Origin of the sequence: Streptomyces sp. NPDC060000, from assembly GCF_042737375.1 — a bacterium.
Taxonomy (GTDB): Bacteria; Actinomycetota; Actinomycetes; order Streptomycetales; family Streptomycetaceae; genus Streptomyces.
This window is the reverse complement of record NZ_JBHWUU010000001.1, coordinates 272692-285246: the sequence shown is the minus strand read 5'-3', so window position 1 is coordinate 285246 and position 12555 is coordinate 272692. Positions and strand designations below refer to the sequence as shown.

Genomic DNA, 12555 nt, shown 5'->3' with positions numbered 1-12555 from the left:
GAACGGGCGCCGGAGGGTGCGGTGGACGCTGCCGTACGGTCAGTTCGGCTCGGTGATGAAGGACTGGATGGCGGTGGCCGCGGCGCCACGCGCCCACTCCTCGAAAGGCAGCGGGCGGGTCTGCAGGTCGCACTGCGCTGCGGAGCCGAACGCGGCCGCGGCGAAGGCGCTGCGGATCTGATCGGCGAACAGGTCGTAGGCGGCCAGGCCCTCGCCGGAGATGACGACGCGTTCGGGGCCGAGCAGGTTGGCCACGGTGGCGATGCCGCGGCCGATCGCCTCCCCCGCCCGTGAGTACGCGTCGCGGGCATGGGCGTCGCCCCGGCGGGCGAGGTCCACGGCCTCGGTGGTGTCGGCGACCTCGACACCGGTGCCTGCGCGGATCCGGGCGAGGATCGCGGGGTCCGCGGCGATCGCCTCGACGCAGCCCCGGTTGCCGCAGTGACAGAGCGGCCCGTTCGGGTCGACGGTGACATGCCCGATCTCGCCGGCCACGCCGTGCGCTCCGGCGACCACCCGGCCGTGCACGACCAGGCCGCAGCCGACACCGGCGCCGACGGTCACCACGGCGAAGTTCGACAGGCCCACTCCGGCGCCGAACCACTGCTCGGCGACGGTGAGGGCCCGTACGTCGTTGTCGACGGTGGCCGGCAGACCGGTGACGGCGCAGGCGAGTTCGGCGAGCCGCACGTCGCGCCACTCCAGGAACGGCGAGTAGCGCACCACTCCCTCGGCGCGGTCCACGTCGCCGGAGACGGCGATGCCCAGGCCCATGACGCGCACGCCGTAGCCGTCCGCCTCGGTCAGCAACTCCCGCACGACCTCCGCGGTCGCGGCCAGGACCGCCTTGGGGGCACGGTCGGCCAGCGATGCGTGCCGGGCGAGCAGGGTCCGGCAGCGCAGGTCCGTGAGCACGCCGAAGATCTCGTCACCGGTCAGCTTGAGCCCGAGGAACAGCGCGCGGCCCCCGTCGACCCGCACCAGGTTCGCGGGCCGCCCGAGCGCCGGGCGGGCCTCCGGGTCGGCGTCCTCGACCAGGTATCCCGACTCGATCAGGGGCCGCACCGCCTTGGTGACGGCCGCCGCAGACAGACCGGCCCGCCGGGCCAGTTCCAGGCGGGTGAGCGGACCCTGGGACAGAACGGTGGTGAAGATCTGGGCAGCGGCCGGTGTTCCGGCGGGGAACGTCTCGGTGGGGTGCGAGGCGAAGGACGAGGCCATGCCCGGAACCTAGGGCTCTTATTTTCCGCTGTCAATGAAAGAAGCAGGAATCGCCTTAAGGTTCGCTGTGAGCCTGGACTTCCTTGCAATGGACCCGTGGCACCGGGCTATTGACGTGCGATCAAAGCCAACCTGGGCCCAGGCCGCCGGGTCTCGGGCCTGGGGCGCCGGGCCTGGGGCGCCGGGCCTCGGACGCCGGGCCTCGGGCCTCGGGCCTGGGACGCCGGGCGCCGGGCCTCGGGTCTCGGGTCTCGGACGCCGGCCTCGGGCCTGGGGCGCCGGGCCTCAGACGCCGGACCTCGGACGCCGGCCTCAGGCCTCAGGCCTGGGGCGCCGGGCCTGGGACGCCGGCCTCAGGCCTCAGGCCTGGGGCGCCGGGCCTCGGGCGCCGGGCCTCGGATGCCGGACCTCGGATGCCGGACCTCGGCCTGGGGCGCCGAGCCTCGGGCGTTGATGTCAGCGTCGCGTGCGCAGGCGGGCCAGCAGGCCGCGCGCCTGGGCGCGACGGCGCGGGTCGGCCGCCGCACGTCGTGCCTGTTCCATCGTGCGCCGCCCCTGGGGGCTCCTGGCGAACTCCTTGATGCGCTGGATGACGCTCATCGCTCTCCTCCCGTTGCCTGTCGGCGTTCTGTCTCCGCAACTGTCTCCGCCGGTCGTCCGGCTACCCCCGAACGGGCCGATCAGGCCGGCCTGTCGCAGGACGCAGGGGCCGCTCCCCCGCCGCCCGTCCGGTCAGCCCGCACATCCGGTCACGCCGCGCGTCGCCGCGCCGTCGTCGTCCGCACCGGCGGCGCGGCCGCGGGGCGGGCGGCTGCGGGGCGGGCGGCTGGGGCCCGGGGGCGGGCCGGGCGGACCCGGTAGGTCGTCTTCGTCGGATCCGTGACGGGGTCGCCGACGGTGATCCGCCCGGCCGCGAACAGCTCGTCGCACTGGGCGGTCGGCAGGGCGACATAACAGCCTCCCCGGCCGCTGCCGGCGTCCAACGGCCGCCAGTAGCCGTACACACGGCGTCCACTGGCGTGCTCGGTGACGAACACCGGTGTGCGCGGATCGGAGACGATGCGCAGCACGTCGGTACCGGCGCGGCCCGGCGATCCGCTCGCGCCGGACGACGGTCCGCTCGGGCGGCGCGACGCCGACGGCCGCACGTCCCGGGCCGCGCCGCCGTCGTCCGGGGGGCCCGGTCGCCGGGCCGGACGCACCCCTTCCTCGCGGCCGCCCGTGAGCGGGCTCCGGGGGCGCGGCACGCCGGCCGCGAGGGCGGCCGTACCCGCCGCGCCGAGCATGGCCTCGTACCCGCGCTGCCGACGGTGAACGTCGGAACGTACGTCGAGGACCTGCGGCTGGACGGCGGTGGGCGACATCATCGGTGACCTTTCCTCGGCAGGGACATGAGACCGACTACCCGCAAGAGCCGAAGTTGATCTCATGTGAGGCATCCTTCATCACGGCACTGACATTGATGCCGATACTCAGGCCCCGGTGGCCGTGGCTCGGGCACTGACCGACGTCCTGGCGCCGGGCCTCGGGCCCAGGCGCCAGAGCGTTCACCGTGAGGGGACACGAGTCGGTGATCACGGCTCGGTACGGGGTAGACGGAGCGGCATGGCAGAGGTGATCCAGGCAGGCTGGTGGGGACTGGTGGCGGGCTCCGCGCTGCTGCTGGGAGCGGCGCTCGGTTACGGCGTGCGCGTGCCGCAGAAGGTCATCGCCCTGGTGATGGCCTTCGGCGCCGGCGTACTGCTCTCGGCCGTCTCCTTCGAGCTGATCGACGAGGCCTACGACGAGGGAGGGCTGGGCCCGGCGGTCATCGGAACCCTGATCGGGGCGACCGCCTACACGGTGGGCAACCTGTGGCTGGCGCGCCGAGGCGCCCGTCATCGCAAACGGTCGGGTCACCACTCGGGGCAGGCCCAGCCCTCCGAGAAGGAACAGAGCGGATCGGGCCTGGCCCTTGCCCTCGGCGCGCTGCTCGACGGCATCCCGGAGTCCGCGGTCATCGGCGTCAGCCTGCTCGACGGAGGCGCGGTCAGCGCGGTCACCGTGACGGCGGTGTTCATCAGCAACATCCCCGAGGGGCTGTCCAGTTCGGCCGGTATGCGGAGGGCGGGACGCGGCAAGGGGTACGTCTTCGGCGTGTGGGGGGCCATCGCCGCCGCGAGCACCGCCTCGGCGGTGCTCGGCTACACGGTGGTCGGAGGCTTCTCGACGGCTGTGATCGCGGCGGTGACGGCGGTGGCCGCGGGCGCGATCCTGGCCATGATCGCCGACACGATGATCCCCGAGGCGTTCGAGGAGGCGCACCTGGCGATAGGACTGGTCACCGTCAGCGGCTTCCTGATCTCCTTCGCGCTGTCCCACATGTGAGCGGCGGCGGCCGGATCCCGGCACATGTCCGGGCTGTCCACGGGGCGCCTGACGCCGACGGACCGGGGAAGAGCCTGCTAGACCTCCCCAGGCGTCACCGCCCTTCCCCGGTCGGCAGGCATCGGCTACCCGGATGCCGTGATCTCATGCCCGGTGCCGGCCGGTGATTGCGATCACTCCCATGACCTCGGCCGTTTGTGGGGACTCCACACTTTTCTGAGAAAAGTCCGATATGTGACGAATCCATACATATGCAATGCAGGGCCGGATACTCGGGTGGAATGGTAAGGACACTACGGAACGGACGGCACGGTGGGCGCGTCGCCGCCGATCATGAGGACGAGACCGGGCGGGCCCCGGAGGCGGGGCCGGACGAGCAGGTCGAGCGGCGGGCACCGGACAGTCCGACCGACCTGCCCAAACACTCCTGGACAGCGGTGCTGAAGGGCACCCTGAAGGAGTTCAAGAGGGATGAGCTGACCGACCGGGCAGCCGCCCTGACCTACTACGGGATCCTGGCGCTGTTCCCGGCGATGCTCGCGCTCGTGTCGTTGCTGGGCATCGTCGGCAAGTCGGCGACACAGCAGGTGCTGGACAACATCCAGAAGCTCGCCCCGGGTCCCGCGCAGGACGTCCGGCGCAACGCGGTGCGGCAGATGCAGGGGAACGGCGGACTGGGTTCGCTCATGGCCATCGTGGGTCTGGTGCTCGCGGTGTGGTCGGCCTCCGGCTATGTCGCCGCGTTCATCCGCAGCGCCAACGCGGTCTACGACATCCCCGAGGGCCGCCCGGTGTGGAAGGTGCTTCCGGTGCGGGTCGGTGTGACCGTGGTCCTCATGGTGATGGCCGTGATCAGCGCGCTGATCGTGGTGTTCACCGGCGGACTCGCCCGGCAGGCGGGCACGGCGCTCGGGGTCGGTGACGCGGGACTCACGGTGTGGTCGATCGCCAAGTGGCCGGTGCTGGTGGTCCTGGTGACGATCATGATCGCGCTCCTGTACTGGGCGACGCCCAACGCCAGGGTGCGCGGCTTCCGCTGGGTCACGCCGGGCAGCTTCCTCGCGCTGCTGATCTGGATGGTCGCCTCCGCCGGGTTCGCGCTCTACGTGGCCAACTTCGGCTCGTACAACAAGACCTACGGGACGCTCGCGGGCGTGATCGTCTTCCTGGTGTGGCTGTGGATCACCAATCTGGCGATTCTCCTGGGTCTGGAGTTCGACGCGGAGCTGGTGCGCCAGCGCGCCGTCGCCGGGGGCCACCCGGCCGACGCCGAGCCGTACGTCCAGCCGCGCGACACCCGGAAGTGGGACGAGGAGGACCGCCGCCGCCTCGGATCGTGAGGCGGTGGAGCGGCTCGACCGGTCCGGCGAGGCCCTTCGTCGATCATCCGGGACGAGCAGCACCACGACCCCCTGCTCCCGGCCGTGCCGTTCGAAACCGGCCGGGAGCAGGGGTCATTCCGTGCCCGGGAGGCGTGGGTCCGGGTCGCGCGCAAACCGTGAGTGTCAGCGGGTCACCACGTGCCGTGCGTCGGGGGACGCGGTGGGTCATTGTGAGCCCCCGCCCGGGGATCACGCTCACGCCGCCGGCGCCCGGTGTGTACCTGGGCTCCTCGGACATCGGCTACGTGAGCACGCGCGTGCCGGCCGCCCCGCCCCTTCGTGGCGATCATGGACGAGAACGGCTCCGACCACACCCCCGGGTTCGCCTCCGACGCCGCCGAGCGGGCCCGCCGGGTCCTGCGACCGTCACGGAGGCCCTCGCCCGCACGGCGCTGGACGTGCTGCACGACGCGGACCTGCGCGGCGAGGCGCGGACGGGACACCGCGCCGCCGCCGGGACCCCCGCCCGCTGAACGCGGCGCGCACGGGCGGGGCCGTGGCGTGACGTGGTTGACCACCGTCGATATGGGCACTTGGCGGACACGTATCAGCGACTGCGGGAGGTACACGGTGGCGGTGCGGCATCGGTTGATCAAAGCAAGTCCACGGACGGTGTGGGCCGTCCTCGCCGACGGCGACCGCTACGCGGAGTGGGTGGTGGGCCCGTCGTCGTCCCAGCAGCGGGAGGGAGACTGGCCCCAGGTCGACTCCACGATCGCCTACGAGATCCGGATCGGCCCTGTGAGCCTGACCAACGAGACGGTCGTGCGGCGTTGCGAGGAGCCGCACGTGCTGGAGTTGGAGGCGCGGGCGGGCGTGCTGGGCACGGCACGGATCGCCTTCGAGCTGCGGCCGTGGGGCCGCCACTGTCTGGTGATCCTGGACGAGCATCCGCTGCAGGGCGTCAGCGGGCTGCTGCACAACGCGGGCGTGGAGGTGGTGTCCCAGATCCGGCACCGGGCCCTGCTCGGCCGACTGGCCAGGGTCTGCGAGTCCGAGGCCCACGCCGGACGGTCCGACGGCGGCCGGGAGACGCCGGTGGCGGCCCGGTCGCAGGCCGAGGGAGGCGCCGGTGCCTGACGCGGTGGTGATCGGGGCCGGTCCCAACGGGCTGGTCGCGGCGAACCTGCTGGCGGACGCGGGCTGGAGCGTCGAGGTCCTCGAGGAACAGCCGGAGCCCGGCGGCGCGGTGCGGCACGACCGGTCCGTGGATCCCGACTTCGTCCACGACCTCTTCAGTTCCTTCTACCCGCTGGCCGTCGCCTCCCCGGTCCTGTCCGCGCTGCGGCTGCACGAACACGGTCTGCGCTGGCGCCACGCGCCCAGCGTCCTGGCCCATCCCCTCACGGACGGCAGCTGTGCGGTCCTCGACCGCAGGATCGATGTCACCGCCGACTCCCTGGACGCCTTCCACGCCGGGGACGGGGCCGCCTGGCGCCGACTGCACGAGGTCTGGGACCAGCTCCGCCCGGGCATCCTCGGCGCACTGTTCACCCCGTTCCCTCCGGTGCGGGCGACGGCCCGGCTCGCGGCCCGGCTGCGCGCCGCCGGGGGACTGCGCATGGCCAGGACCCTGGTGCTGCCGGTACGGCGGATGGGCGAGGAGGAGTTCCGGGGCGAGGGCGGCCGGCTGCTCCTGGCCGGCAACGCCCTGCACGCCGATCTCGCTCCGGAGGCCGCGGGCAGTGGCGGCTTCGGCTGGCTGATGTCCATGCTCGGACAGTCGTACGGCTTTCCCGTGCCGGCCGGCGGCTCGGGTGCCCTCACGGAGGCCCTGGTCCGACGGCTGCGCGCCCGGGGCGGCACCCTGCGCTGCGGGCAGCGGGTCAGCCGGATCGTGGTCCGTGACGGGCGGGCCGTGGGGGTGCGCACCACCGACGGGGAGCTGATCGCCGGGCACCGCGCCGTGCTGGCCGACGTGTCCGTCCCCGCGCTGTACGGCGCACTCCTGGAGCCGGAGCATCTGCCGCCCCAGGTGCTGGCCGACCTGGAACGTTTCCAGTGGGACTTCGCGACCTTCAAGGTCGACTGGGCCCTCGACGGGAAGGTGCCCTGGCGGGCCGGGGCGGCGCACCGCGCCGGAACCGTGCATCTGGCCGACGGCATGGACGAGCTCACCCGGTTCGCGTCCCAGATCGCCATGCACCAGGTCCCGGACCGCCCCTTCTCGCTGTTCGGCCAGATGACGACCTCCGACCCCGGGCGCTCCCCCGCCGGCACCGAGTCGGCGTGGGCCTACACCCATGTGCCCCAGCGGGTCGACGGGGACGCCGGCGACGAGGGACTCACCGGCAGCTGGGACGCGAGCGAGCAGGAGCTGATGGCCGACCGGGTCGAGCGTCAGGTCGAGCGATTCGCTCCCGGCTTCCGGTCCCTGATCCGCGCCCGTCGCGTCCTCGCCCCGCCCACACTCCAGTCCCTCGACGCCAATTTGCACGGCGGCGCGATCAACGGCGGTACGGCCGCGCTCCACCAGCAGCTCTTCTTCCGCCCCCTGCCCGGCAGCGGGCGCCCGGAGACCCCGGTGCGCGGGCTGTTCCTGGCCTCCGCCGGCGCCCATCCCGGCGGGGGTGTGCACGGCGCGCCGGGAGCGAACGCCGCACGCGCGGCACTGCGGCGGCACCGCCCGACCGGCGGAACGTATGTGCAGCGGGTGCTCGCCCGCCGGGATCGCACGGGTGCCAGAAAGCCGTCCGCCGGCTGACGGGCACCACGCCCCTCGGCGTGGGGACGAGCCGCCGCGCAGGTGCCCGGGGCCCGTTGAGGCCACCCAGGGCCGTCGAGGAACGGAGCAGGCCGTGCATGACAGTCCCCTCAAGGACCGCACCGTCGTGGTGACGGGAGCCGCCCGCGGGGTGGGAGCGGCGCAGGCGCGCGAGCTCGCACGCCGGGGTGCGCGCCTGGCGCTGATCGGCCACGAGCCGGTGGCGCTGGCGTCCGTTGCCGCGTCCCTGCCCACTCCCGCGCTGGTCGTCGAGGCAGACGTCACCGACGGCGGGGCACTGGAGCGGGCGGCCGCGGTCGTCCGCTCACGGCTGGGCCCGCCCTCGGTCGTCGTGGCCAACGCGGGGATCGCGCAGGGCGGCCCGTTCGCCTCGGCGGACATGGCCTCCTGGCGGCGGGTGATCGACGTCAACGTCACGGGCAGCGCCCTTACGGCGCGCGCCTTCCTGCCGGATCTGGTGGAGACGGCGGGCTACTACCTCCAGATCGCCTCGCTGGCCTCGATCGCGGCGGCCCCCCTGATGAGCGCCTACTGCACCTCGAAGGCCGGCGTGGAGGCCTTCGCGCACGCCCTGCGGGCCGAGGTGGCCCATAAGGGCGTGGCCGTCGGCATCGCCTACCTGAGCTGGACCGACACAGACATGATCCGGGACGCCGACCGGCATGCGGTGCTGCGCGAACTGCGCGCCCGTATGCCGCCACCGCTCCGGAGCGTGCTCCCGCCCGAGCTCGTCGCGGCCCGGCTCGCCACGGCCGTGGAACGCCGGCGCACCGCTGTATACGTCCCCGCCCCGCTGCGCCTGGTCCAGGTGTCGCGCGCCGTGGTGCCATCACTGGTCATGCGCCGGTCCCGGCGCGCGCTGCCCCGTCTGGAGGCCGCCGACCGGTTGCGTCCCACCGGGCTGCTCGGCGCCGGCGGCCGAGCAGACGACGCGGCGGCGCAGCCGCGTTACCCGCCGAACGGGCGGTGAGCGGCCCCCTCGCAGGCGCGCGGGCCTCCGACGGCGACCCGTCGCCGGTTCTCACCCGCCGGCGGACCGAACACCGGATCCGTTGCGTCCCTTGCTTCTGCTTCACACGCCCACTTCTCGACGACGGACGCACAGGCTCGGCGAAGTACGCGTAGCCGTCCGGGCGGGGTGTTGTGGACGTGGGCGGACAGCCGGAGGCAGCCGAGTACGTCGAAGCTGGTGAACGCGGCTCCCCCACCCGGTCGGCGGTCGCGCGGTCCCGCAGGGCGTCCGCCGCGACCCGGGTCGCGCCCGGGCCCTCGGACAGCCGGACCGGTCGATGCCGGGCAGGCTCACGACAACCGGGCACGTCCGCCCTCCGGACGGACGGCTCAGGAGAAGAACCCTCGCGGCGCGGGCAGGCCGGGGGTGAAGGAGGAGGGGGAGGGGGCGCTCATGACGCGGTCCAGGTCCCGCTTGATGCGTTCGGCCTCGCCTCGTACCTGAGCGGGAATGTCGCCCCGTTCGGTGATGAGGCGGTGGTAGATCGGGGTGTCGTCGAAGACGGGGATCACCGAGGTGGCTCTGCTTTCGTGGACGGTCGGGCAGGCCGACGTGACAGGACTTGCTTCGGACACGGCCGACGATCCCACAGGGCGAACCGGCGCTTTTGTGACGTCTCCTGACGGTCCGACAGCCGACCCGCCCGCGGTGACGTCATCGTATTGTCCCCGATGGGCCGGGCGAGGGCGACCACCGGGGCACGGAAGCGATGGCGGTGGACCGCGAACAGGGTCCCCCGGCGCGCCCCGGCCACCCTCGGCGAGGCGCCTTGCCGTCGGCATCCCCTTCGTCCGGCGTCACCACGGCAGGGGGCCGTCCGCCGCGCAGGCCCGGCCGGCGAGTCCCTCGGAAACCGGTTCCGGGCGCAGCAGTTGGGCGACGATCGAGGCGGTGGCGCGGTGCCAGTCGGCGGCACGCCGGAGCATGGCGTGGTCTCCCCCGCGGACGAGGACGAGGCCTGCCTGCGCCGCCGTCCGCCGGGCCCGGCGGACGTAGTCCGCGGACTCTCCGGCATCGGTCACCCGGTCGCGGTCTCCGTGCAGCACGACGATCCTCGTCCCGCCGAGATGGGCGACGGGTTCGCCGGGCGGGCACCAGGGCGCCAGAGCCAGCACACCGCTCACCGCGGGATCGGCCGCCGCCCGCAGCGCCGCTCGGGCGCCCATCGAGTGGCCCACCAGGGTCACCGGCACCTCGCCCACAGTCCGGCGCAGCTCGTCGAGGGCTCGTACGGTGTCCTGTACGGGGTCCGCGGTCGTGTTCCAGCCCCGGTACCGGTAGCGCACCTCGCCGAACAGCACGTCCTGACGGTCCGTCGCGGCCACGGCCGCCCGCAGGACCGGACGCATGCGCAGGGCGGCCGGATGCCAGCCCCGCGACGCCTCCCGGCCGTGTTCCCGGCCACCGTGCAGCACCACGACCGCGGCACCCGGCCGGCCGACCGGCCGGTGCCGCACCACCAGCGCTGACGCGCTCCCGCAGCCGGCTCCTCTCTCACGTCCTGCCCCGCCTTGCCCGGCTCCGGCTCCCTCTTCGCCGCCTGCTTCTTCCTGTTCCACTCCGCCGCCCCTCTCGCCTCGCGCCCGGATCTTCTCGGCGACGACCGGTTCAGTCAGCCACGAACTCCGGGTCCCACGGCCTCGGTCCCGCACCGGCCTGCCAGTGCCGGAGGTCCTCACCGTCAACGCACACGATGCCGCACTGCTGCGCGTACTCCACGGCGGGCGCCGTGAAGTCGCCGGTCGTGACGACGACCGCGACCTCGGCCCCGTGCACGGTGTAACACGTGCCACCGAAACGCTGCATGTCCTGGGAGCCGACGCGGTTCGTATCGCTGTACCGCTTGCACTGGACGACGAGCAGACGCCCGTCCGGCGCCCTGCCCAGGACATCGGCGCCCAGATCACCGGCCCCGCCGACGACTTCCACATCGGTGCAGCCGTCGCGTCGGCACAGCTCGGCTATCGCCTGTTCGAACTCGTAGGGGTCCAGCTCCTCGTAGACGATCGCCTCGGCGGCCGCCGCGTCATCGAGCGGCCGATCGAGGGGCTCGGTGAGCTGGACCGTCCGGGCGATGCCGTCCGGTCCGCCGGACGGAGGAACCGGCGGCACGGTCTCGAGAGCCTCCACCACCGTCTCCGTGGCCACTTCCAGGGACTTCGCGGCGCGCCGCGCGACTCTCGCCGCCGACAACCTGCGCCGTCCGCGGCGGCCGGCGACGACACCGGCAGCGCCGACGAGCACCAGCGCGACGGCCCACCCGGGGCGGTGCTCCGCCGCGGCGGTGGCGGTGCGGGCGACCATGACCAGCAGTGTCAGGAGGATGGCGAGAAGCACGAAGTACACGGCCGTGGACCGGAGTTCGAAGCGACCCGGACTACGCACGGCCTGCGGAGCACTTGGGGGTACGGTCATGGCGGTGCTTCCTCCCGGGTCCGTCAACGAAGATCATCAAGCTTGTGCCCAGGTCCCGGAGGTTCTATCGGAAGGGCGGGGAGGTACGCGGTCGTCTCCTTTCCGGAGCCCACGCCGCCGCGTCCGTCAGTCGTCGGGGATGCCGGTGCCGCTGAGGGCCGGGACGGTCCTCTCCGGGCGGACGAGGGAACGCGCACCGAGGCGGAACTGGTCGATTCCGGCGACGACCGTCCGGCCGGCCCGGGTACGGCCCCGGACGCTGATGCCCTGGCGGGTGCTGGGCCGCCAGGTGCTTTCGTCGACGACCAGGGGATTCCAGCCGGCTTCCTACTCGAAGCCCGTAGGGGTGCGGGCACAGTGCGCCCGCCCGCACGGCGCGCCGGTGCCCGGCTCTTCGTCGGGCTCGTCCAGCCCGGGACCGACCGACAAGATCCCGGTGCACGCGCCCCGTGGGTCCGGGGACGGGCGGTTACGGCTTGCGGCCCACTCCGCAGTAGGCGTCGACCGCCGCGGCGAAGTTGGCCGGATCATCGGGGTGCGCACGCCACTTCGTCACCTGGACGATCCCGGGTTCCACCAGCTCCAGCCCGTCGAAGAAGCCGCCGATCTCCTCGATGGCGCGCACGTGGTACGGCACGGCACCGCTCGCGTTGTACGCCTCCGAAGCGGCGATCATGCCCGCGCTGGTGGCCGTGCTGTCGCTGATCACCAGATGGCTGCCCGAGGGGAGACCGGCCATGAGCCGCCGGACCAGGTCACGCGCCTGTTCGTAGTCGGCGACATGGCCGAGCGTGTTGAGGATCATCAGGGCAACCGGCCGGGAGAGGTCGAGCGTTCCTTCGGCGGCCCGCAGAACGGCTTCCGGGTCGTACAGGTCCGCGTCGAGATAGGCGGTCCTGCCTTCCGGCGTGCTCGTCAGCAGGGCGTTCGCGTGGGCGAGGACGACGGGGTCGTTGTCGACGTACACGATCCTGGCGTCCGGGGCCACGCGCTGGGCCACCTGGTGGGTGTTGTCGGCGGTGGGCAGACCGGTGCCCACGTCCAGGAACTGGCGGATGTTCCGCTCACCTGCGAGGTGCCGCACCGCACGCCCCAGAAAATGTCTGCTGGTGACCGCCACGTCGACGAGGCCGGGGAAGATCTCCTTGATCTGGTCCCCGATCTCCCGGTCGACCTCGTAGTTGTCCTTGCCACCGACGAAGTAGTTCCAGAACCGGGCCGAGTGCGGCTTGGACGTGTCGATCCGGCCGGGCGCTCCGGCGGTCACGGCGTTCTGGGCGGTGGGGTCCGACACGGCAATGCCTCCTGCACGGGTACGTTGATGATCAGAGCACCAACGTAGGCGAACTTTCCTTCCGCGCAGGGCAGTTGAGAGCGCTTGCTATCCCCTGACATGCTGTTTCGGCCATGTGGGGCAGCCCGCCGGGGGCGGG

The 12555-nt window shown here is 73.0% G+C and carries 12 protein-coding genes and 1 pseudogene; 5 read left to right on the top strand and 8 right to left on the bottom strand.

Annotated features, from left to right (window positions below; all coding sequences use genetic code 11):
- Positions 1 to 39: 39 nt before the first annotated feature.
- From ACFWBB_RS01225 to ACFWBB_RS01215, 3 genes are all read right to left on the bottom strand, one after another.
- Positions 40 to 1221, bottom strand: a complete 1182-nt coding sequence (locus tag ACFWBB_RS01225; RefSeq protein ID WP_385265222.1) for an ROK family protein — start codon at positions 1219 to 1221, stop codon at positions 40 to 42.
- 456 nt (positions 1222 to 1677) lie between these two features.
- Entirely contained in the window at positions 1678 to 1821 is a 144-nt protein-coding gene (locus tag ACFWBB_RS01220) for a hypothetical protein (RefSeq protein ID WP_171401420.1), read from the bottom strand.
- Between the two features lie 149 nt (positions 1822 to 1970).
- Positions 1971 to 2588 (bottom strand): hypothetical protein, encoded by a 618-nt coding sequence (locus tag ACFWBB_RS01215; protein ID WP_385265219.1) that lies wholly within the window; start codon positions 2586 to 2588, stop codon positions 1971 to 1973.
- Between the two features lie 238 nt (positions 2589 to 2826).
- On the opposite strand from ACFWBB_RS01215, the gene ACFWBB_RS01210 reads away from it, so the two are divergent.
- The 5 genes from ACFWBB_RS01210 (at position 2827) to ACFWBB_RS01190 (ending at position 8665) form a co-directional block, all read left to right on the top strand.
- Positions 2827 to 3588 carry a ZIP family metal transporter gene (locus ACFWBB_RS01210; RefSeq protein ID WP_385265216.1) on the top strand — a complete coding sequence of 254 codons (762 nt, stop codon included), beginning with the start codon at positions 2827 to 2829 and terminating at the stop codon, positions 3586 to 3588.
- A 281-nt stretch (positions 3589 to 3869) separates the two neighbouring features.
- Complete coding sequence (locus ACFWBB_RS01205) at positions 3870 to 4928, top strand: YihY/virulence factor BrkB family protein (RefSeq protein WP_385265213.1); 1059 nt, start codon at positions 3870 to 3872, stop codon at positions 4926 to 4928.
- Between the two features lie 612 nt (positions 4929 to 5540).
- On the top strand, positions 5541 to 6050 hold the full coding sequence (locus ACFWBB_RS01200; RefSeq protein ID WP_385265211.1) for an SRPBCC family protein: 510 nt from the start codon (positions 5541 to 5543) through the stop codon (positions 6048 to 6050).
- Positions 6043 to 7674, top strand: a complete 1632-nt coding sequence (locus ACFWBB_RS01195) for a phytoene desaturase family protein (RefSeq protein WP_385265209.1) — start codon at positions 6043 to 6045, stop codon at positions 7672 to 7674. Before ACFWBB_RS01200 ends, ACFWBB_RS01195 begins: the two co-directional genes overlap by 8 nt.
- Before the next feature lie 94 nt (positions 7675 to 7768).
- A complete protein-coding gene (locus tag ACFWBB_RS01190; protein WP_385265207.1) occupies positions 7769 to 8665 on the top strand; it encodes an SDR family oxidoreductase in 897 nt (298 codons plus the stop codon).
- Positions 8666 to 9036: 371 nt separating this feature from the next.
- On the opposite strand, the gene ACFWBB_RS01185 is transcribed toward ACFWBB_RS01190, so the two are convergent.
- The 5 genes and pseudogenes from ACFWBB_RS01185 to ACFWBB_RS01165 all read right to left on the bottom strand — a co-directional run bounded on the left by ACFWBB_RS01185 (position 9037) and on the right by ACFWBB_RS01165 (position 12416).
- The gene (locus tag ACFWBB_RS01185) at positions 9037 to 9282 is read right to left on the bottom strand and encodes a hypothetical protein (protein WP_385265205.1); all 246 of its coding nucleotides are present in this window, start codon (positions 9280 to 9282) and stop codon (positions 9037 to 9039) included.
- 222 nt (positions 9283 to 9504) lie between these two features.
- On the bottom strand, positions 9505 to 10167 hold the full coding sequence (locus ACFWBB_RS01180) for an alpha/beta hydrolase (RefSeq protein WP_385265202.1): 663 nt from the start codon (positions 10165 to 10167) through the stop codon (positions 9505 to 9507).
- Positions 10168 to 10315: 148 nt separating this feature from the next.
- Entirely contained in the window at positions 10316 to 11122 is an 807-nt protein-coding gene (locus ACFWBB_RS01175; RefSeq protein WP_385265199.1) for a restriction endonuclease, read from the bottom strand.
- Positions 11123 to 11248: 126 nt separating this feature from the next.
- Positions 11249 to 11485, bottom strand: a pseudogene (locus tag ACFWBB_RS01170) (extradiol ring-cleavage dioxygenase); the annotation flags it as partial.
- Positions 11486 to 11591: 106 nt separating this feature from the next.
- Positions 11592 to 12416, bottom strand: coding sequence for an SAM-dependent methyltransferase (locus ACFWBB_RS01165; protein ID WP_385265197.1), 825 nt, complete (start codon positions 12414 to 12416; stop codon positions 11592 to 11594).
- Positions 12417 to 12555 lie beyond the last annotated feature (139 nt).

Bases quoted from the DNA above. Each gene is read 5' to 3' on its own strand.
- ACFWBB_RS01225 (WP_385265222.1), bottom strand. From the start codon at position 1,221: ATGGCCTCGTCCTTCGCCTCGCACCCCACCGAGACGTTCCCCGCCGGA.
- ACFWBB_RS01220 (WP_171401420.1), bottom strand. From the start codon at position 1,821: ATGAGCGTCATCCAGCGCATCAAGGAGTTCGCCAGGAGCCCCCAGGGG.
- ACFWBB_RS01215 (WP_385265219.1), bottom strand. From the start codon at position 2,588: ATGATGTCGCCCACCGCCGTCCAGCCGCAGGTCCTCGACGTACGTTCC.
- ACFWBB_RS01210 (WP_385265216.1), top strand. From the start codon at position 2,827: ATGGCAGAGGTGATCCAGGCAGGCTGGTGGGGACTGGTGGCGGGCTCC.
- ACFWBB_RS01205 (WP_385265213.1), top strand. From the start codon at position 3,870: ATGGTAAGGACACTACGGAACGGACGGCACGGTGGGCGCGTCGCCGCC.
- ACFWBB_RS01175 (WP_385265199.1), bottom strand. From the start codon at position 11,122: ATGACCGTACCCCCAAGTGCTCCGCAGGCCGTGCGTAGTCCGGGTCGC.